18 protein-coding genes, 2 tRNA genes and 1 riboswitch are annotated in these 18,839 nt (G+C 40.0%); of the genes, 8 read left to right on the top strand and 12 right to left on the bottom strand.

The window, feature by feature from the left end:
* Nucleotides 1-27 precede the first annotated feature (27 nt).
* Nucleotides 28-1,299 carry a diaminopimelate decarboxylase gene (locus EHO65_RS19435; RefSeq protein ID WP_135776196.1) on the top strand — a complete coding sequence of 424 codons (1,272 nt, stop codon included), beginning with the start codon at nucleotides 28-30 and terminating at the stop codon, nucleotides 1,297-1,299.
* Nucleotides 1,274-1,984, top strand: a complete 711-nt coding sequence (locus EHO65_RS19440) for an IspD/TarI family cytidylyltransferase (RefSeq protein ID WP_135776197.1) — start codon at nucleotides 1,274-1,276, stop codon at nucleotides 1,982-1,984. The genes EHO65_RS19435 and EHO65_RS19440 overlap by 26 nt, the downstream gene beginning before the upstream one ends.
* Nucleotides 1,985-2,372: 388 nt before the next feature.
* Here the strand turns inward: EHO65_RS19440 and EHO65_RS19445 are convergent.
* The 7 genes from EHO65_RS19445 to coaE all read right to left on the bottom strand — a co-directional run bounded on the left by EHO65_RS19445 (nucleotide 2,373) and on the right by coaE (nucleotide 7,906).
* A tRNA-Leu gene (locus EHO65_RS19445) sits at nucleotides 2,373-2,454 on the bottom strand.
* Nucleotides 2,455-2,534: 80 nt separating this feature from the next.
* Nucleotides 2,535-4,106, bottom strand: a complete 1,572-nt coding sequence (locus EHO65_RS19450; RefSeq protein WP_135776198.1) for a methyl-accepting chemotaxis protein — start codon at nucleotides 4,104-4,106, stop codon at nucleotides 2,535-2,537.
* Nucleotides 4,107-4,251: 145 nt separating this feature from the next.
* On the bottom strand, nucleotides 4,252-5,070 hold the full coding sequence (locus EHO65_RS19455; RefSeq protein ID WP_135776199.1) for a CPBP family intramembrane glutamic endopeptidase: 819 nt from the start codon (nucleotides 5,068-5,070) through the stop codon (nucleotides 4,252-4,254).
* Nucleotides 5,071-5,100: 30 nt separating this feature from the next.
* The gene (locus tag EHO65_RS19460) at nucleotides 5,101-5,784 is read right to left on the bottom strand and encodes a hypothetical protein (protein ID WP_135776200.1); all 684 of its coding nucleotides are present in this window, start codon (nucleotides 5,782-5,784) and stop codon (nucleotides 5,101-5,103) included.
* Nucleotides 5,785-5,879: 95 nt separating this feature from the next.
* On the bottom strand, nucleotides 5,880-6,530 hold the full coding sequence (locus EHO65_RS19465) for an FFLEELY motif protein (protein ID WP_135776201.1): 651 nt from the start codon (nucleotides 6,528-6,530) through the stop codon (nucleotides 5,880-5,882).
* A gap of 87 nt (nucleotides 6,531-6,617) precedes the next feature.
* Nucleotides 6,618-7,283, bottom strand: a complete 666-nt coding sequence (locus EHO65_RS19470) for an SPOR domain-containing protein (RefSeq protein WP_135776202.1) — start codon at nucleotides 7,281-7,283, stop codon at nucleotides 6,618-6,620.
* Nucleotides 7,280-7,906, bottom strand: coding sequence for a dephospho-CoA kinase (gene coaE / locus EHO65_RS19475; RefSeq protein WP_135776203.1), 627 nt, complete (start codon nucleotides 7,904-7,906; stop codon nucleotides 7,280-7,282). The genes EHO65_RS19470 and coaE overlap by 4 nt, the downstream gene beginning before the upstream one ends.
* Before the next feature lie 154 nt (nucleotides 7,907-8,060).
* Between coaE and EHO65_RS19480 the strand changes: the two genes are divergently transcribed.
* The gene (locus EHO65_RS19480) at nucleotides 8,061-8,300 is read left to right on the top strand and encodes a hypothetical protein (RefSeq protein WP_008593308.1); all 240 of its coding nucleotides are present in this window, start codon (nucleotides 8,061-8,063) and stop codon (nucleotides 8,298-8,300) included.
* An 8-nt stretch (nucleotides 8,301-8,308) separates the two neighbouring features.
* Here the strand turns inward: EHO65_RS19480 and EHO65_RS19485 are convergent.
* Nucleotides 8,309-8,381 (bottom strand) — tRNA-Phe (locus EHO65_RS19485).
* Nucleotides 8,382-8,420: 39 nt separating this feature from the next.
* Between EHO65_RS19485 and EHO65_RS19490 the strand changes: the two genes are divergently transcribed.
* Nucleotides 8,421-9,122 carry a protein-L-isoaspartate O-methyltransferase family protein gene (locus tag EHO65_RS19490; RefSeq protein ID WP_135776204.1) on the top strand — a complete coding sequence of 234 codons (702 nt, stop codon included), beginning with the start codon at nucleotides 8,421-8,423 and terminating at the stop codon, nucleotides 9,120-9,122.
* Between the two features lies 1 nt (nucleotide 9,123).
* On the opposite strand, the gene EHO65_RS19495 is transcribed toward EHO65_RS19490, so the two are convergent.
* The gene (locus EHO65_RS19495) at nucleotides 9,124-10,017 is read right to left on the bottom strand and encodes a porin OmpL1 (RefSeq protein WP_135776205.1); all 894 of its coding nucleotides are present in this window, start codon (nucleotides 10,015-10,017) and stop codon (nucleotides 9,124-9,126) included.
* Between the two features lie 256 nt (nucleotides 10,018-10,273).
* On the bottom strand, nucleotides 10,274-11,167 hold the full coding sequence (locus EHO65_RS19500; RefSeq protein WP_135776206.1) for a porin OmpL1: 894 nt from the start codon (nucleotides 11,165-11,167) through the stop codon (nucleotides 10,274-10,276).
* A gap of 341 nt (nucleotides 11,168-11,508) precedes the next feature.
* Nucleotides 11,509-11,601, top strand: a riboswitch (TPP riboswitch).
* A 115-nt stretch (nucleotides 11,602-11,716) separates the two neighbouring features.
* Here EHO65_RS19500 and thiC point away from each other — a divergent pair.
* Nucleotides 11,717-13,306 (top strand): phosphomethylpyrimidine synthase ThiC, encoded by a 1,590-nt coding sequence (thiC, locus tag EHO65_RS19505; RefSeq protein ID WP_135776207.1) that lies wholly within the window; start codon nucleotides 11,717-11,719, stop codon nucleotides 13,304-13,306.
* Nucleotides 13,307-13,357: 51 nt separating this feature from the next.
* Nucleotides 13,358-14,092 carry a hypothetical protein gene (locus tag EHO65_RS19510; RefSeq protein ID WP_135776208.1) on the top strand — a complete coding sequence of 245 codons (735 nt, stop codon included), beginning with the start codon at nucleotides 13,358-13,360 and terminating at the stop codon, nucleotides 14,090-14,092.
* A gap of 48 nt (nucleotides 14,093-14,140) precedes the next feature.
* Here EHO65_RS19510 and EHO65_RS19515 read toward each other — a convergent pair whose 3' ends face one another.
* The gene (locus EHO65_RS19515; RefSeq protein WP_135776209.1) at nucleotides 14,141-14,353 is read right to left on the bottom strand and encodes a hypothetical protein; all 213 of its coding nucleotides are present in this window, start codon (nucleotides 14,351-14,353) and stop codon (nucleotides 14,141-14,143) included.
* A gap of 362 nt (nucleotides 14,354-14,715) precedes the next feature.
* Between EHO65_RS19515 and EHO65_RS19520 the strand changes: the two genes are divergently transcribed.
* On the top strand, nucleotides 14,716-15,633 hold the full coding sequence (locus tag EHO65_RS19520) for a class 1 isoprenoid biosynthesis enzyme (RefSeq protein WP_208744167.1): 918 nt from the start codon (nucleotides 14,716-14,718) through the stop codon (nucleotides 15,631-15,633).
* A complete protein-coding gene (locus EHO65_RS19525; RefSeq protein ID WP_135776211.1) occupies nucleotides 15,626-16,720 on the top strand; it encodes a S26 family signal peptidase in 1,095 nt (364 codons plus the stop codon). Before EHO65_RS19520 ends, EHO65_RS19525 begins: the two co-directional genes overlap by 8 nt.
* A 1-nt stretch (nucleotide 16,721) precedes the next feature.
* On the opposite strand, the gene EHO65_RS19530 is transcribed toward EHO65_RS19525, so the two are convergent.
* The gene (locus EHO65_RS19530; protein WP_135776212.1) at nucleotides 16,722-18,809 is read right to left on the bottom strand and encodes a PP2C family protein-serine/threonine phosphatase; all 2,088 of its coding nucleotides are present in this window, start codon (nucleotides 18,807-18,809) and stop codon (nucleotides 16,722-16,724) included.
* Between the last annotated feature and the right edge of the window lie 30 nt (nucleotides 18,810-18,839).

Raw genomic sequence — 18,839 nt, forward strand, 5'->3', positions numbered from 1 at the left:
GAAGGATCTAGAAAACCCTCTAACCCTATGCAATCAATAGAAAATCTTAAATTTTTGACCCCCGAAGAAGCTAGAAAAATCGCAACAAATTTCGGGACCCCACTTTTTGTGTACTCTCGTAAAGGAATTGAAAAAAGTTGCGATGATGCTCTCGCATTTCCTAACGCTTTCGGTCTGACCGTTCGATTTGCAATGAAAGCCAATCCGGGGCGCACGGTTCTGGAAATATTAAAGAAGAAGGGCATACATATAGATGCATCTTCAGAGCACGAAGTGAAACGTGCGATACTTGCTGGATTTAAACCTTCCGATATTCTACTCACTTCCCAACAATTGGCTAAATCCTTAAAGGAATTGATCCCACAAGGAGTTCAATTCAACGCATGTTCTCTTAGGCAATTGGAAGAATTTGGAAAAAACTTCCCAGGTAAAGAAGTAAGCGTTCGTTTTAATCCAGGTTTAGGTTCCGGAGCTACTAAGAAGACAGACGTAGGAGGTAGAACATCCTCCTTCGGTATCTGGCATGAAGAGATCGGAAAAGTAAAAGAGATCGTTTCTAAATACGGACTCAAACTGGTTCGAGTCCATACTCATATAGGTTCCGGTTCCGATCCGGAAGTTTGGAAGGCAGTAGCACATTATACCTTAGAGATCGCAGCTCAATTTCCGGATTGTAGAACAGTGAATCTGGGCGGAGGTTTCAAGGTAGGAAGAATGATCGGTGAAAAAACTACCGATCCTCAAAGCATCGGAAAACCTGTAAAAGAACTCTTTGAAAATTTCGCTAAAGAGAAAGGCATCCAACTCAAGATGGAAATAGAGCCCGGCTCCTTCTTAATGGTGAATAACGGAGCAATCCTCACTCAGGTGGATGATATCGTCTATACTGGAGATGGTGGATATACTTTTGTGAAACTAGACATGGGAATGGATGTGAATACAAGACCTGCGTTATACGCGGCAAAACATCCGCTAATAGTTATTCCACAGAAAGAAAACTCCGAACAAAAGACTGGAGACTTTGTATTTGTAGGACATTGCTGCGAAAGTGGAGACTTGATCACACAGGAAGAAGGCGGTGGACCTCAACTTAGGACCACACATACTCCTGAGATCGGAGACTTAGTAGTGATGGAAGGAGCGGGAGCTTATTGTTCTTCTATGTCTACTAAGAACTATAATTCTTATCCTGAAACTTCTGAAGTATTGATCGATACAGACGGAACGACTAAACTTGTAAGACAAAGACAAACTCTGGAACAAATCCTAGAAAATGAACTCCTGGTTTCCCTCGGGTAATATTTATCTATTACTTCTTTCGGGAGGAACAGGCTCCCGAATGAAGTCTGATCTTCCGAAACAATTTTTAGAATTAAACGGAAAATCGATCTTACTCCATAGTCTGGAAACTTTTTTGGATTGGGGAAAAACCAAAAGTATTGTCCTAGTATCTCATAAAGATTATATCCTGGATTCGGAAACACTCTGTTCTCCATTTCTTAGAGAAAGAGATAGAATTGTAGAAGGCGGAGATACTAGACACGGATCCACATTAGCCGGAATATCCAGTATTCAATTTTCTGCAAATGATATCATTTTGATTCACGACGCAGCTAGACCTTTTGTTTCATCGGATGATCTAGACAGATTATCAAGTGCAACGGAAGAATTCGGAGTGGCAACACTTGCTTCCAAAAATCATGAAACGGTTTTGGAAGAAGAAAAAGACAGTCTCAAGTTTTTAAACCGCGATAAGATCTGGTTTATGAAAACTCCCCAAGGAATTCGCGGAGATATACTGAAGAAGATCCTGGAAAAAACGTATTCAGCAGAGCCTACAGATCTATGCACCTGGACTCAAGGACAAGGGATCGGGTCCAAATTAGTGGAATCCAATCCGTATAATCTTAAAATTACAGAAAAGTCGGACCTTGCCTTAGCCGAAGCGATTTTGCCTTTGTTTCAAAGCTGGAAGAAAGAATAGGCCGCGCCCTTCGGGCCAGGCTCTCACCTCCGGTCAAAAAATCGCATTCACGATTTTTTGACCCCGGCTCGATCCTTCGCGGGTGGGGGTGAAAAATTTACCTTCGAAGTTTGGTATACAATATTATAAATTTATAATGTTTTATATGTGGATTTTTTGCGTAAAACTTTCATTGTAGAATGCGGAGGGGACTCGCCCGCTACACAGTCTCGCATCCTGCTCGACTTGGTTCCGCGGCGTGCTTCGTCGGCCTCAGCACATCCTGTGCTTCGGACGCGAAAATGTACGCTCGTTACGCGAGCTATTTTCGCTCTCCGACTCAGCCGTTCGAGTCCCTCAGGATTTTATTGATTTAGTTGGATTGTTTTGTTCTTGAAGAAGAACTTTTTGCGAGTGGAGGGACTCGAACCCCCACACATTACTGCACCAGAACCTAAATCTGGCGTGTCTACCAATTTCACCACACTCGCGACGGGTTACGAAAGTCAGTGTTTCAACGGATGCCGGGAAGTCAAGAATATTGAACTTCTAAAAACCGCCCGGCAAAACTTTACTGAACTACCAATCTCTTGGACTGTTCCGAAAGTTCTTCCAAGCTGGCTCTCATTCTATTCGAACCTTCGGAGATAATATTCGAAGATTGTTCAATGGAAGAAAGAGCCTGGACCACTTCTTTGGTTCCATTCTTCTGTTCGCTCGCGATAGACTCGATTTGTCTTGATAAGTCGAATAGTTCGCGGAAAGATTTTAAGAAGGACTCATGGATTTTTCCTTGGTTTTCCACTCTGGATCTTAATTGGTTCAGGTTATCTACCACGGAAGTAAATCCGGATTCTTGGACGGAAACCTTTCGTTTTGTTTCTTCTGCCGCAGTGTTTCCGTTTGTGATAAGTTTTGCCGCTTCGCCGATAATTTTGGAGATTGTGGCTGCGTTTTCAGAAGCACTATCCGCAAGTTTCGCTACTTCCTGTGCAACTACCGCGAATCCTTTTCCGTGCTCTCCCGCTCTTGCCGCCTCGATAGAAGCGTTTAGCGCGAGTAAATTGGTCCTGTCTGCGATCTCTCTCATGATATCGTTAACGTCTTGGACTTTTTGGAAAGATTTACTTACTTCTCCGAAATTATTTCCCAATACTTCCATTGCGCCGGAAACATCTTTACTATAACCTTTGGATTCTTCCGTTGTTTTGGATAAGGAGTCTGTGGAAATACGCACATCTTTTAAGATAGAGTTTAATGTATCACTTTCTTTGTTTAATTCTTCTATCTTTCCGAACTGGGCCTTAACAAATTCTGCGGCGCTGTCTGTGGAAGCTGCTAATTCTTCGAGCGAAGCACTGATTTGTTCCATACTGGAGACCTGACTTTGGATCTCAGAGTTCAGAGTATCCATTTCGTTTTTCATCTCTGAAGTATTTTTGTTCAGTGTGGTTGCTTCGTCTGTGATTCTGTCTTTTGTTTTCTCTGCTTCGGCAGTTTTAGCTTCTGCATCGACTGTGGACTTGATCGCTACGTCTGAAACCGAAACTAAAAATTTAACTACCGAAGTTAGGATATGAATTCCTAAAATAAAAAATACGAATCGTATGATCTCGAAAAATACGGAGATCTCGTCGGCTTTATCGGTGTTATATTTAAATTCTACTCCGTTCAACCATGCAAAATAATCCATGGAGAATGTTCCGATCAATGCCAAATATCCGACGATCAAAGTTGTTCTAGGAGAAAGAAGAAGTCCGGAATAGATCATCACAAAAAAATACAACATGATAAAGAATGGCATTTTTAGGTTTCCAACCATCGCCTCTTTGTTGGCTGCATATACTGTGACCGTAATGAAGATCAAGGAATACATCAGAATGTCCAAGAATACGCATAAAGTTACGAAGGAGCCTTTTAGTTTTCCTTTTTTCAGAAGAACGATCTGAGCAACCCCGTATCCGAAGATTGTAAGTTCGATCAAAAAGTTTATAAATGTGCTGTTTTGAGAACTAGTTCCTTGAGAGAATAAAGCTAGAACGTTTACTGCAAGCATTACTATCGAGAATCCGATACGAATCCGATTGATACTAACCGCTCCTTTTTCTGAAAAATTTGTAGTTTGGATGGAGTTTGCCGCCATTATTTTTTGCCTTTTCTAATTCTATCGGAGTGATCCGAATATACGAATGGCCAAGAGGTTTCGGCCAATATTGTTCGACTTCTAAAAACGAAAAAACTACACAGTTGTAATTCGAATAGAAAAAACAAACCTTCGGATTGTTAGCTTATGCAGTTTTTTCATTCCTATTTTTAAACAAAAAGAATGTAAAAGATAATCCAAAACAAGTAATCAGTAAACCCAAAAGGTCTAGCCAGAGAGGTTGAAGGATCTGAATTTTTCCTACAATTGGAGCTGAAAAACCAGGGATCTCAAGTTGGAGTCCGTGCAAAACTATAAGCGGGATCCCATTAAAGACTGCATGGATAATAATAGAATTCCATATTGAATCCGTTTTATAAACCACCCAGGCCATATAGATGCCTAAAATACTGGATCCGATAAATTGCCAAGGATTCAAATGGATCAGCCCAAATAAGAAAGAAGAGAGAAGGAAAGAAGCAGTAACCGAATACTGTTTTAAAAATTTATCCAAGATCACTCCTCTAAACATGAACTCTTCCGTCAGTGGAGCTACTACAGAAAGTAAAATCGCAGATAAAAGTATATTCTGCCCATCGAATAACCCTTGGAATAAGTTTATGATGAAGTCGGGCTTAGGAACTAACATCGAAAACAGATTATCTGCCTCGGAAAGAAGGAATGAAAAACCGATGGCAGTGATCGCGAAACTAATTACTTCTAAAACTTTTGGAGATCGAAGCCTTAAAACTTCAGAATATTCTTTTTTAGAAAATTGAAGTCCGAACCAAATCGCTAGTCCGAAAGAAGCAGAGTTACCGATTGCTGCGATCACCTTCGCATCTAAGTTCAATTTCGTAACGGATTGAAGGATCGCAAACACGATCCCTATTCCGAAACCTGTAACTATAACTAAGAAGCAAAGGCCAAGCGCTCCTAAGAATGGATAATTTTTATTTTGCAAAGTTTAAAAAATCACCTAATAAGATCAGGATCATGCCGGCAATCGTTTGCCATCTAACCAACCGGCAACCCAAGCAAGAAGAACATAACCTACAAGAGCCTGGATAGAAAATTCAGGAATTGTAAGAGGAGGAGGGAAGAATGGGGTGGCGATCGCTAAAACCAAAAGTATTCCGCCAAAGATCTGCATTCCGTATTTTCCACCGAATGTTGGACCGGGCTTAGTCGCTCTAAAATATAAGACCAAACCGATCAATGTAAGAGTTACTTCTGTGGCGATTGAAAGAGTTCTATTATGCCAAAGTCCGAAACCGATCTTAGGACCTGAATCAAATAGGATCGGCAGATCCTTTGTATGCATCGGAAGATCCAGGAAATAATGAGAAAGAACTGTTAAACCGATAAGTCCTGAAATTTTATTCTTTAAAGAATCTGAATATGGTTTGGATCTTAAAAAAACGAATTTAAATATCAGAAAACATAGGATAGACCAACCGATCCCCCCCACTAAACTATGAGTGATCGGCATATAATAAAGATCGAAATTATTTACTTCTGTAAAACCGGGAACGAATCTAATCCCTTCGATCCCGAATAATATAAAGATCATAAACAGAATATCTACGAACTGAACTCCCAAAAAACTCGCCCAAAGAGGAGTTTTAGGTTCCGCTTTTTTAGAAGCGAAAGAAACACTATAATGTCCTATAAACATGAGTTTGCCCCAAGGCCAAAGATCCGGCCGGAGCAAAGGATCTAGGAAATCTAAAAAAAGGCAAGAGGGAATCCGGACGGAGTTCTTTGGAAAAATTAAAATTGGATCGGCTCGTGTTTTTCGCCGTTGATCAGTTTACCTAAAAGTCTGTTTTCTCTATCTATAAATGAATCAATGAATGGTTGTAAATCTTTGATCTTTGAAGATAGATTATAGCCTGCTTCCATAGTATCTACCAAAGAAGTGGCTCCTACCATAGATGCTGCAACTTTGATCGGTGCCATGATGAGTTTTACCATGGGAAGTTTGGAAAGAGAGAAGAAAAACTTTAGAGTATCTCCTACCATTCCGATCTGTGTCCTTCTATCCTCGAATCTGCCTGCTGCACCTAATGCAGCGTAAAGATTTTCTTGAGGGATCACTCCGTTCTCCATGAGATTGTTTTCAATGATCACTTTTGCGGTGTCAAAATCCAAAGAGTCAGTGAGTTTGTTTAGTAGAATAATCTGATGGATATTGTCTGTCATCGCCTTACCGGCGACAGTTTTTAATTTTTCGTACAAACTTTCGAGTGCATTGTCTCTTTCTTCCTTATTGGTGGGAGCGTAGAGATTGTTTTCGAAGAAGCCTGGGATTCCGTCGTATCCCTTAATCGAGGTTAAAAGATCCGAATATGTATGACGCAATCTTTCGATTGTGGATCTGACGACGGCAAGACGAACTGGTTCGAGTTCTTTCAGATCCATTTCTGTTAACAACGAACTTGAGGTTTCACGGTTCCTAGGTCAATTGAAAAAATATAGAAGATCGGCCGACAGAATATGGAAAAAAAATTATTCCTTAGAGACCAAAGCGTTTTCTTTCAAATTACCAGGAAGTTTTTTCATGGATTTTTCAGCGTCTTCTTTGGACGGAAAATTTCCCATACGAACAGTAAAATAACCATTTTTGGTTTTTTTCACGTAGGACTTCCCACCTAAAGACGACTTGAGTTCATCCGCCTTTTCTTTGGTTTTAAATGCAGCTACTTGAACAAAAAAATCGTTATCAGCCTTGTGAACCGTCGCCTTACGAGGAGAAGTGTGAACTGATTTTTTAGATTCCTTTTCTTTCCGGACTAATTTTTTCTCCGGATGAGAAGAAGATGGAGCTTCTACTTCTATCTTAGATGGTTCTTCTTTTTTTGCAGGAGAAACTTCAGATCTTAGATCTACAACTTCCGCACCGGGAGGAAGATTTCTAAATTTAACTTCTTCTTCTTTTTTAATCGTAGAAGTTACGGATGATTCTTCCATCGCTTGGTTCACGGTGGAAGAAGATAAGGATTGTATATTATCTCTATTGGAGTTCAGAGCCAGGTCGTCTTGCACTTGGCCTCTCTTTCTACCTACGGAAACTCCTAAGAAGAAGAATGAAAAAAGAAGTCCCACTAAAAATAGAGAGAGTAGGGAGATCCTTTTATTGTCCAGATTGATGACGTAGAAAATTTTTTCCTTCATTTCATTCTTCCTTTTAACTCAGCGTACAAATATTCGCATTCTTTACGAAGGTCCTGCAAATCCCCTGTGTTCTTAATGGAATAGTCGGCCTTCTTTGCTTTTTCCTGAAGTGAAAGCTGGCTTTTTGCCCTGGCTTCCGCTTCTTCTCTGCTGATCCCGTCCCTTTCGACCGTTCTGTTTAAAGAAACTTCCGGGTCCGAGATCACACAAACCGTTGCGTCACAAAGAGTGTAAGAGTCCGTTTCGAATAGAAGTGGGACTTCCCACAATACCAGGTCACCTTGTTTCAGGCTGCCCAGGACTTCTAAAAACTCCTTACGTATCCTTGGATGGGTCAAAGAGTTTAGGATCTTCAGTTTTTCGGGGCTTCCGAACACCAACTTTGCGATCCTTTTACGATCTATCTTGCCGGACTCATCCAAAATTTCCGGTCCCAGGGAATCGATCAGTTCCTTAGAGATCGGGCTGTCCGGATCCGTATATTTACGTGCAATCTCGTCAGCGCTGATCCTTACTCCGCCCAATTCTTCTAGGATACGGGTCGCAGTGGATTTCCCACCACCGATCATCCCAGTGATCCCGACAAGAAAAGCCCCGTCAGTTCTAAGAGAGGACCGAGTCATTGGGAAAGATTATATGAAAAGGCTTTTTAGTACAAGCTTTTTAACATATAGCTTTATGAGGAATAGGTATGTTGGAACTCCAACGGCGATTGCCCTTTGCAAGGAAGAATAAATCTCTTTCCAAAAGATCTATACTTGATAGAGCAGTAGAATCATGAAATACTTGGAAACTTCTCAAATCATCCCAGCTAAGGGGATGTCCTACACGATGTACGAGATCGAAGGGGAGGACCAGATTTTACGGATGCTTACATATATACCGGACACGGATGAGATACATATATATCCTAAACCGCCGGTGAAAAAATTATATAAGCCCGAACTTTGTAAACAAGTAGAAGATCTGGTATTTACAGAATTATGGAAACTGGGAGAGGAAAGGAAGAACGGATAAGAGGGTTTTGGCTTCGGGCAGAATCGAACTGCCGACACAAGGATTTTCAGTCCTCTGCTCTACCGACTGAGCTACAAAGCCGAACCCAGTACCAAAATACTGAGCAGGGCCTATACGTCAATGGAAAATCCTGATTTAGGCTTCGTCTCCAAATTTGATGATGCGGGGACTGTTCTTGCAAGAGAGAGAATGGTCCGAACACAAATCTCTGAAAGAGGGATCAAGGACCCGAATTTACTTTCTGCATTTCTAAAAGTTCCCAGGCATATTTTCCTTCCTGAACAAACCAGAGAATATTCCTACGAAGACAAAGCAGTTCCGATCGGGGAAGAACAGACTATTTCCCAACCATATATAGTAGCTTATATCGCTAACCAACTCCAGGTAAGATCCGGGGATACAATTTTAGAAATAGGCACAGGTTCCGGATATTTGGCTGCAATTTTGGATTTGCTCGGAGCGAAACTTCTCTCTTTGGAGATCGTTCCTGAATTATATGAAAGATCCTTGGGAGTTTTAGAAAGTTGGTCTCCTGGATTTACGAAAAGAAATAAGATCCTACTCGGAGACGCGTTACTACTTACTAAAACAAAAGGAAAATTTTCCAAGTTTGTATCTTCCGCATGTTTTCCAAAAATTCCGGGACCAGGAAGTTTGGTTTTCGAATCTCTTCCGGAAGAAGGGATCGCAGTTCTTCCGGTAGAATGGAAAGAAGAAGTCCAACTACTTCTTACACTAAAAAAAAGACAGAATCGATTTGAAGAAACGAATCGATTGCCTGTGAAGTTTGTGCCACTCTTGGGAAGAACAGATTTAGTTTAACTCAGATCTCGTGTTTATAACCGAATCTATATTGGGTTCCGCCTAAAACTTGAGGATAGGCGACACTTGGTGCTAAGCCTACAATTCCACCTTCTGAGCTTGGATGAGCGATTCCATATTGAAAGGAAAATAACGTTTCCATTTCCATATAGATATGCCCCTTGTCTGAGATCCTTGCTTGGGCTCCCATGAGCCAGTTCGGAGCGATTCCAGAAACATTAAATTTTGTGTTTTCCCAATTCGCGGAAGGGGCTGTTCCATCTGCAACTAAGCCTAGAACAGTAGTATCCGTAATACCTGCATTTACCAAAAATTCATGTACATCATTCAAACGGTTATGTCCGGCTAAACTCCATCCACCTTTGAAGTAATGAACTCCTGCTCCGATATAAATTGCAGCATCTTCTGAAACGGAAAGTTTGATCCCAACGTTTACTGGAATTTGGATAGCATTATAGTCCCAGGTCATATGATAGAAAGATTGTCCTGCAAATTTCGCTTCAGTATCTCCGCCCATGATTTTGCGAGTATAATGTGCATTTATTCTCCAGAAGAAAGCTTTTCCAAAATCGCTCTCATATCCTAAGGAAAGAGTAAGCCCGGTCATTGCGCCGTTTGTTTTAGCACTGATCAAACCAGCGGAAGAATGTTGTAATGTAAGTAGACGATTTTCCGGAATGACGGCAAGTCGAGGAAGTGCTCCTGGAGTTCCATCCGTCGCAGTAGCTTTGTAATTAGTGGAAGAATCCAAACCATCAGTGGAGATAGTGCCTCCTAAATCCCCCAAATCAAATTGTAGTCCTGCACTACCCATCACATATGATTTTGCGTTTAAATAGATTCCAGGTATTAGGAATAGAAGGATCAGAAATATTCTGCTGGTGGTTTGTATCATGAACTGTCTCCAAGCTGAGTTTTAATACATTTTCACTGGGAAAGGAAACACCTCAGAAGAGCCATCTTTTTTTAGTTATTACGTATTACATGATTGTTATGTGATAAAATTTTCAAAAGGCATTTATTCCCTTGGGGATAGGGAAACTTATATTTCGCTTATTAATTTAGGAAGAAAACTAACGTTTTAAAAAAGGTGAGAAAATAAAAAAGGCCCTCCTTTTGGAGAGCCTTTGCATCCAAACAAAGATCTTTGATTAGATCTCGTGTTTGTATCCGAATCTGTACTGGTTTCCACCAAGAACTTGAGGATAAGCAACGGAAGGCGCTAAACCTTGTGCTCCACCTTCTGATCTTGGGTGAGCAATACCATATTTGAAGGAGAATAGAGTTTCAACTTCCATATAGATATGACCTTTGTCGGAAATTCTAGATTGAGCTCCGATCAACCAGTTTGGAGCAACTCCAGAAACTTGGAATGTTGTTTTTTCCCAGTTCGCAGGAGGGTTAGTTCCATCAGCAACCAGTCCCAAGAGGGTAGTGCTACTAACACCTGCTGCAACAAGAGCGTCATGAACAGAACTTAAGCGGTTGCTTCCTGCTAAACTCCATCCACCGTTGAAGTAGTGAACCCCTGCTCCAATATAGAAAGATGTATCTTCAGTTACAGAAAGTTTGATACCTACGTTAACTGGAACTTGAACTGCATGGTAGTCCCAAGTGATATCATAGAACCCTTGTCCTAAAAATTTTGCATTAGTATCTCCACCCATAACCTTACGAGTGTAGTGTGCATTCACTCTCCAGAAAAAAGCTTTTCCGAAGTCTTGCTCATATCCTAAGGACATAACGAGACCGGTCATTGCTCCACTGGTTTTAGCGCTGATTAATCCCATTGTTGTGTGTTGCAAACTTAACAGACGGTTTTCAGGGATGATTGCGCGACGAGGAAGCGCTCCCGGAGTTCCATCAGTAGCAGTAGTGCTATAGTTAGTGGAAGAATCCAAACCGTCGGTTGCAATTGTATCGCCCAATGATCCAAGGTCAAATTGGAGACCGAGGCCTCCAGTGATGTAAGACTTTGCGCTTAAGCCGAATGAAGAACATAGTACGGCGAAAACTAGCAAAGCTTTCGTGATGTTACGAACCATTTAAATAGCTCCTTAAACTTTTCGTATAGTAGAGTGATTTTTCACCTGGACCATTTATGTCTATAGTGGGGCCCAAGCATTGGACAGGACAATATCGATGCGGACCTGGGTGTCAAACAGATATTCTGGATAAAATAAAAAAGTCCGTTATATAGGATTTTATTTTGAACATTTGTTGTAAAAAATAAATATTCACTTCCCCGTTCGCGCGAATCTTAACGTCCGTTCGTTCATTTTGATTTTTAAACTTTGAGAAAAATCAGTGAGTTCTTTCTCACGAATTCAAGTGAGAAGTTTCGGAAAAACTCCTTGCAAGACTAGAATTTAGGAATCCAATGGAGAAGAACCGTTGGGGGTGGGACCAAAAGTCTCTGAGAGAGTCCCCGGAACCTGATCAGGATAATGCCTGCGAAGGGAAACGGAAAAAAACAAACGTTCGAGATATAGGTCCGCGAAAGATTACAAATTTCGCATGGACTTCTTCCCGCGTCCTTTTTCTTTTCCTCATATTTCAGATTCCGGAATTTCCCCCGACATGGGAGAAACATTATGGAATCCAATCAAACTACAACTCCATTCGAAATACCTCGAAAAGAGATACGCTTAAGCAACGGGTCCGTTTACAGCGCTTATACTACGGAAGGTCCTTGGAAAGATGGATGGAATCCTTCCGATTGGAAGGCTGGAATTCCTAAACTTAGGGGAGAATGGATCCAAAAAAGGAATTCGGGTCCTTCTCCGGTTCAAAATCATTCTCAAATGTATTTCGCAAAACAGGGATTGATAACCGAAGAAATGAAATATGTGGCGCTTAGGGAAGGAATGGATCCTGAATTTGTAAGAAGTGAGATCGCGAGAGGAAGAGCGATCATTCCTTCTAATAAAAATCATCCCGAATTAGAACCAATGATCATCGGCAAAAACTTCCTAGTAAAAATTAACGCAAATATCGGTAACTCTGCTCTTTCTTCTTCCATTGAAGAAGAAGTGGAGAAGTTGAGGTGGTCAATCAAGTGGGGAGCCGATACAGTGATGGATCTTTCCACAGGAAAAAATATCCACGAGACCAGAGAATGGATCATTCGTAATTCTCCTGTTCCGATCGGTACCGTTCCGATCTACCAGGCCTTGGAGAAAGTAAAAGGTAAGGCCGAAAATTTAAGTCTTTCCGTATTTTTGGAAACATTAGAAGAGCAGGCGGAACAAGGTGTGGATTATTTCACCATTCACTCCGGAGTTCTTCTCAGATATATCCCAATGACTTCTAAAAGAGTGACAGGTATTGTTTCCAGAGGCGGTTCTATCATTGCAAAATGGTGTCTCGCCCATCACCAGGAAAATTTCCTATACACCGGCTTTGAAGAAATCTGCAAGGTGATGAAAAAATATGGAGTGTCCTTTTCCTTGGGTGACGGTTTACGTCCGGGAAGTATTGCAGATGCAAACGACGAGGCACAATTCTCGGAATTAAGAACATTAGGAGAACTTACTCAAATTGCTTGGAAAGAAGATATCCAAGTAATGATAGAAGGTCCTGGACATGTTCCATTGGATAAGATCAAAGAGAATGTCGACTTACAGATGGAAATTTGTAAAGAGGCCCCATTTTATACATTAGGGCCTCTGGTGACTGATATTGCCCCGGGTTATGATCATATCACTTCTGCAATTGGTGCTGCGATGATTGGTTGGCATGGAACTGCTATGCTTTGTTATGTAACTCCAAAAGAACATTTGGGACTTCCTGACAAAGAAGATGTAAAACAAGGTGTGATCGCTTATAAGATCGCTGCGCATGCGGCCGATCTTGCAAAAGGACATCCCGGTGCAAAAGAAAGAGATGATCTGTTGAGTAAGGCAAGATTTGAATTCAGATGGGATGATCAATTTGCACTTTCCTTGGATCCGGATACTGCTCAATCATTTCATGATGAGACACTTCCTCAGGATAGAATGAAAACTGCGCATTTTTGTTCAATGTGCGGACCTCATTTCTGCTCCATGCATCTAACCCAGGAACTTAGAAAATACGCGGAAGAGAAAGGGATTTCGGACGAGAAGGCCATGGAAGAAGGGCTCAAAGAAAAATCGGAAGAATTTTTGAATAAAGGCGGAACTGTTTACGTCTCCTCCGAGTAGCTTGACCTTTCCAAAGAAATTTGGAATCCTGGCTCGGCTGGACGGACCCGTATGAAACAAAAACTCGTTCAAAAACTTTTTTTCGTATTCTTCTTATTAATTGCACCTGCGGCTTTCGCCCAGGGGAATAATGATCTTGCTCCTGTTCCAGGTGAATTGGAGCAGGCCGGAAGAAGAAGTTCGAGAAAATTCTTTATTGGAGGTTTTACTGCAAACGGTCTGAGTTGGTTCGGTTCAGGGATCCAATTTTCTTCTAAATTGGCTACTTCTTTCCAGTGGCAGGAACAAAGAGTGATCCAAAGATTTGATTTGGATGTAAATGGTGTACAAACCGATCTTTCCGGAATATTCACTCTTACAAATTCGGAAAAGATCCAAAGACAATTAGCTCTTCAGATGGAATGGTTCCCTTTTTCCGGCCCTTATTATTTTGCAGCAGGGGGAGGGTTGGAAACTTATTCTGAAAAACAAAGAAAAACGGAGACCTATGTTCCGAGCGGGAATTATAGGGACTACTCTTGGAATATTTCCCAACAAAAACTTTTCCTTTCTGCGGGGGCAGGCTTTAGATATATTTTTACTTCCGGATTTTTTATCCATGTAGGAGGGAATATCCTATTTTATCCGGAAAGAACCACTCATGAACAAAGAGGTTCTTATGGCACCAATACAAGTTGGGACTATAGACAATTACAAAAAGATTGGCAAGAACCTGAAAAGGAAGCTCGGTCTCATCAGAATCCATATGGAGCTCAGCTACAGATATTATTCGGGATAGCGATCTGAAAACCAATTATATGCTTCCATGACCTTTGGGCCATCTATTATAAAATTTTAATGGATGTTGGAAGTTCTCGCGTCCTTTGTTTTATGACTTGCTGTGGTCTTAAATGTTTCAATCACCTTGGAACATTCCCAAGTAGAAACATCATATCCTATCGTTTGGAACCAATTTTGCAAAAGATTCGGATCTTCTTTTTGTATGCTAAGCATGAATTGAGGGTGATTTGCTTTTTCCGTATGAACAAAATCTAAAAAAGTTCTCAAACTATTTCCCACCGATCTCAGGAAAATCTGTTTTGGATTTAAAATTCGCAAGAACAATATTATGAAAATTGCGGAATCTGCATTCCGATTTTATAATCTTAAGAATATTGAATTTCGATTAACAAGGAGTATAACGTATGTTTTTCGAACTCCTCGCTAAAATAAGGGACATAATCCATTAATATATTCAATGTTCGAAAAACTGCTTACCTGGATTGGGGTAAAACCGTTATTAAATTCTAAAATACTAAAATGGAATATTGTTTCGGGAAAGAATCTTCAAAAAACCTTATTTATCACAAAAATTTCTTAGAAGAAATTAAATAAATGGTAAAAAAAAGAAAATTCTCCAATATGTGGCCATGCAAAGGCTTGATTTCGGTCTTTCGGATAACCACGGAGAGGCGGAAGAATTCTGCAAGTTACTGAATCGTTCTGCTTTAAGTATTTGTTATGGATTGCCAATTTCTCTCAGAACGGAGGCAGTCTTATTCTTATATAAATATTCCCAAAATAGCGTAACGGAAGGATTTAATTTTTTAAGAAAATATTATAGTCCAAGTTATTCCATTTTATATTGGATTAACGAATCCGCTCATGCTTTGCCTTGGGAAAATCCTTGGCTCACCTTACTTCTAGAATCTCATTCTTCTGCGTTATTACTTCATTCTCTGGACGATCATTTAACAGACGGCTCATTAAGAGCGAATCATATCATTCTGCAACTTAGGACAGAGGCATGGACCAGATACGCACAATCCAGCAAATTATTCGGTAGAGAAGTGCATGACGGTGTTTTGATCGCAGAGGAGTTCATAGATAGATATTTCAAATCCATCGTAGATCTAGGAATTGCAGAAAGTTTAGAGGCTCATCTTTCTAGATTTCGTTCTCAAATGGGAATTTGGTCCTTACAGCCCTACTTACTTGCCAGGTCTTTCTTTTCTAAAGACCAAGCAGAACATGTAAGAAGAATGTATGAATTTTTTGGAGTGGCTTGGAGACTTTTGGATGATTATCAGGATCTAAGCGAGGATTTGGAGAATGAAGATATATCTTCTATGATCTATTTCCTTCCGGAAGACAAAAGGCAAGATTGGAAAAGGGATAAAAAACGGGAAATTTTAGGACTTTTAGAAGAGATACAATTAGAAAGACAGATCTCCGATCTAATTAATTCTTATTTGAATGAAGCTTCAAAACTCGCAGAAGATCTACATTTACCTAAATATGCAAATTCCTTACTTTCCTTAAAAATTACGGAACCAAGCCGTGCCTGAATCTTTTAGGAAGAAGATATTCTCTTCTTTTGCCGTCTTTTCTTCAGTGAGATTTACTTTTTCTTTTATTTTAAATCTGTTCTTACCACCGACCGGCTTTTGGATCTTAAAAGATATTCGCTCTTCCGTTATTTTGACCTCGGTTGTTTATTTTTCTCCTATTTTAATTTTATCTCTCTTTCGATTTTTAGGCGGAGGTTTTTTATCATATTTACTCTTTTGGATTTTTGTATTAGGAATATTTGTTTATCCATTTGCACTTTTCTATTTCACCCGAAAGAGTTATTTTAAATACGAAGAAGAGAAAAATTTTTTCTTATTCTTTCCTTACGGAAAAATTTACATATTTGCTGCTTTTCTAATGTTCTCAATGGCGGTTTCGTATTTCGGAACCAAACTTGTAAGAGAATTCTGGATAGACGTTTATGAAATCAGATCGGATTCGATGGAGCCTAATTTTCAAAGAGGAGATTTTGTCATAGTCCAAAAATCGGGTTTTGAACTGAAAAGAGGAGAGCCAATCTTAAAAAGAACGGAAGAAAATGTAATTCTTCCTTCTCGAATTATTGGTTTGCCTCGAGATACGGTTTCTTATAAATATTCCCAGGAAAATCTTCCTGCTTTGACTGAAATTTTTGTGAATGGGATACCAATCCGCTCCGGAGAATTCAATCGTGATTTTGTAAATCTGGATGAGAATGGAGAAAGGACTAATCTGAATCATTCCCTGGATGAAACGAATTTAGGAAAAACTTATAAAACTGTTTATTCTCAAGAAAATCCCCAGTCTGTTTTTTCTCTTTTTTTATATTTTCCATTCAAAGTTATCACTCTGGGCAACGATCAATATGTAGCCTTGGAAGATAATCGGACCTATGGGATTGTCCCTATCTTCTATCCTCCATTAGAAAAAAAGGATATAGTCGGAAAAATTTCTATTCGAATATTTTCCATCAATTGGAGAGATTCAGAATGTAGGGATCTGGAAGAAGGATCTATTAAACTTTCTAGGCATCTGGAATGTGAAAAAACTTTTCAGAAACTTAATAAAGCCCGGATCCGCTGGAAAAACATAGGCTCCAATTAAATTAACCTAAGTATTCCACGACTAATAAAGCCATATCATCTTGGTTTTGAAATTCCCCTTGGAATGCTTGCACACCATGAATGACTGAGTCACAGAGATCTTCGGGAGATTGATCGGAATTTTTTCTAAGTAAATCAGACAAACGATCTTCTCCGAAAAATTCTCCTTCCGTATTTCTGGAATCAGGAATTCCATCTGTGTATAAAACTACCTTGTCTCCGGGTCGCAAATCCACTGATTCCGTTTGGTAAGTGGTTGGGATTGCTTCGTAAATTGCGACACCTTTAGGTCTGTAAAATTCCACTACTCCACCTTTTCTTAAAACAAGACACTCCGGATGTCCTGCATTCGCGATCAATGTTTTGCCTGATCTGAGATCCACGGTCACTAAGGTTGCAGTGATAAAATGACCATCTAGTTTTCCTTCGAATTGATTACGAATATGTAAAAGAAGAGAAGATGGATCTTGCAAAAGAATGGACCAATCTCCCAGGGTCATTTTTAACATGGATGCTAAAAGTGCGGCGGAAACTCCATGGCCGGTGACATCTCCGATGAACATTCCTAAAGAACTTGTAGAAGGATCATAGATCACATCCAATAAGTCTCCCCCTATCTCCATCATCGGTTTGTATCTATATGAGATCTTTGCATTCGGTATAACTGGAAGTTCTCTAGGTAGAAGTGCATTCTGGATCTTTCCTGCAATAGAAAGATCTTTCGCTAAAATTCTTCCTTTTTGTACAAGTTCCGCTTTTTGGAGTTCTATAATTTGAGTTCTTTCTTCCACCTTTGTTTCTAAGGATTCGTTTAAGGATTTAAGTTTACCTTCCGATTTTTCTAATGCTCTAAAAACTTCCGCGTATCTTTTGGCGAGAGCTAAGCTGAATAATAATGTTAGGCCTAAAAAACTTTCATTCACCCAGGGTTGTGCCTGGCCGAAACCTGCAAAACTTAGAACAGTATAAAAAGACGATACCGCAACTAAAATTAAACCTGTGACCACCCATCTGAAGGAAAGAATGCTACTCCATCTATATCTGAAAAATATATATAGAGTATTCATATAAAAGAATACTAATATGACTAAGAATATATGGAAGGCGATTTTTCCGAAGTATTGGTGCCCTCCTGTGATCCCATATTCCAATGAAGGCCAGATAGTCAGAAGAATAAAAAGAAATTGTAATATTCTTCCGGGAACATTTCTGGGTGCCTGGAAAATCCCAATTGTAAATTCATAAAATAAAATGGGGAGAAATGCTCCCAGAGAATATCCGAAAATCACCCAGGTCCAAGGAGAATCCACTATATATTGGAACCATCCTTCGTAGGCAGGATACCAGATCGCTAAAGATAAGTTTAAAAGAGAAAAGGATAGATTAAATTTATCTTGGGGCCTTCTGATATAAATAAACGCAAAAAAGAAGAAAGAAAAAAACTCCAAGGAGCTGAATAATAATACTCTAAGCGCTTTTAGTAGATATACGGTTTGTATCTCTGAAAAACTGCCCACTACAGGATCTTCCATCATGTTCCTTGGCCCATTGAAAGGAAATAATTGTAGTGCCAGAGTAACTTCTTCGTTTTGGAAAGGAATGACTACGATCCTGGGTTTGGAGGAATCTTCCGATTCTCCTGGCACGATCATCTGTTCTTTTCCTTCCGATTTTACTCCTAGATAACAACCGGATGGACAAAAAGGTATATAAGCAGAAAGTAATATATCCAGATCGTTCTTACTTCTTTTAACCGAGTGGAAGAATACGAAAGAGGGATCCTTTTGTTTTGGATTATAGTTCGAGATATTAGAAGGTGCGGCTAAGAAAGATTCTATTTTGTATGAATCCTGGCCGGAAGGATTTTCAGAATTTTGTCCCGGTAAAACAGGGAAATGTCCGTGGAAAAAATTTCCCGCGGGAATTTCAGAAAATGCCCAATTAGAAATTATATAAGGACTTTTATCTTGTTCCCAATTTGTTGATGGGGTTTCCGTTCCAGAGATTGGGTCGGGGCCGGAAGATCCACATCCCAGTAGGAGGGCCAGCAAGAGAGAAACGATAGGTTTCTTTAGATTTTTTATTTTCATTTCGCATAACCATTTTTGGCTTCTTACGTT

This window comes from Leptospira andrefontaineae, assembly GCF_004770105.1.
Taxonomy (GTDB): Bacteria; Spirochaetota; Leptospiria; order Leptospirales; family Leptospiraceae; genus Leptospira_B; species Leptospira_B andrefontaineae.

Bases quoted from the DNA above. Each gene is read 5' to 3' on its own strand.
- EHO65_RS19435 (WP_135776196.1), top strand. From the start codon at position 28: ATGCAATCAATAGAAAATCTTAAATTTTTGACCCCCGAAGAAGCTAGA.
- EHO65_RS19440 (WP_135776197.1), top strand. From the start codon at position 1,274: ATGAACTCCTGGTTTCCCTCGGGTAATATTTATCTATTACTTCTTTCG.
- EHO65_RS19450 (WP_135776198.1), bottom strand. From the start codon at position 4,106: ATGGCGGCAAACTCCATCCAAACTACAAATTTTTCAGAAAAAGGAGCG.
- EHO65_RS19460 (WP_135776200.1), bottom strand. From the start codon at position 5,784: ATGTTTATAGGACATTATAGTGTTTCTTTCGCTTCTAAAAAAGCGGAA.
- EHO65_RS19465 (WP_135776201.1), bottom strand. From the start codon at position 6,530: ATGGATCTGAAAGAACTCGAACCAGTTCGTCTTGCCGTCGTCAGATCC.
- EHO65_RS19470 (WP_135776202.1), bottom strand. From the start codon at position 7,283: ATGAAGGAAAAAATTTTCTACGTCATCAATCTGGACAATAAAAGGATC.
- coaE (WP_135776203.1), bottom strand. From the start codon at position 7,906: ATGACTCGGTCCTCTCTTAGAACTGACGGGGCTTTTCTTGTCGGGATC.
- EHO65_RS19480 (WP_008593308.1), top strand. From the start codon at position 8,061: ATGAAATACTTGGAAACTTCTCAAATCATCCCAGCTAAGGGGATGTCC.
- EHO65_RS19490 (WP_135776204.1), top strand. From the start codon at position 8,421: ATGGAAAATCCTGATTTAGGCTTCGTCTCCAAATTTGATGATGCGGGG.
- EHO65_RS19495 (WP_135776205.1), bottom strand. From the start codon at position 10,017: ATGATACAAACCACCAGCAGAATATTTCTGATCCTTCTATTCCTAATA.
- EHO65_RS19500 (WP_135776206.1), bottom strand. From the start codon at position 11,167: ATGGTTCGTAACATCACGAAAGCTTTGCTAGTTTTCGCCGTACTATGT.
- thiC (WP_135776207.1), top strand. From the start codon at position 11,717: ATGGAATCCAATCAAACTACAACTCCATTCGAAATACCTCGAAAAGAG.
- EHO65_RS19510 (WP_135776208.1), top strand. From the start codon at position 13,358: ATGAAACAAAAACTCGTTCAAAAACTTTTTTTCGTATTCTTCTTATTA.
- EHO65_RS19520 (WP_208744167.1), top strand. From the start codon at position 14,716: ATGCAAAGGCTTGATTTCGGTCTTTCGGATAACCACGGAGAGGCGGAA.
- EHO65_RS19530 (WP_135776212.1), bottom strand. From the start codon at position 18,809: ATGAAAATAAAAAATCTAAAGAAACCTATCGTTTCTCTCTTGCTGGCC.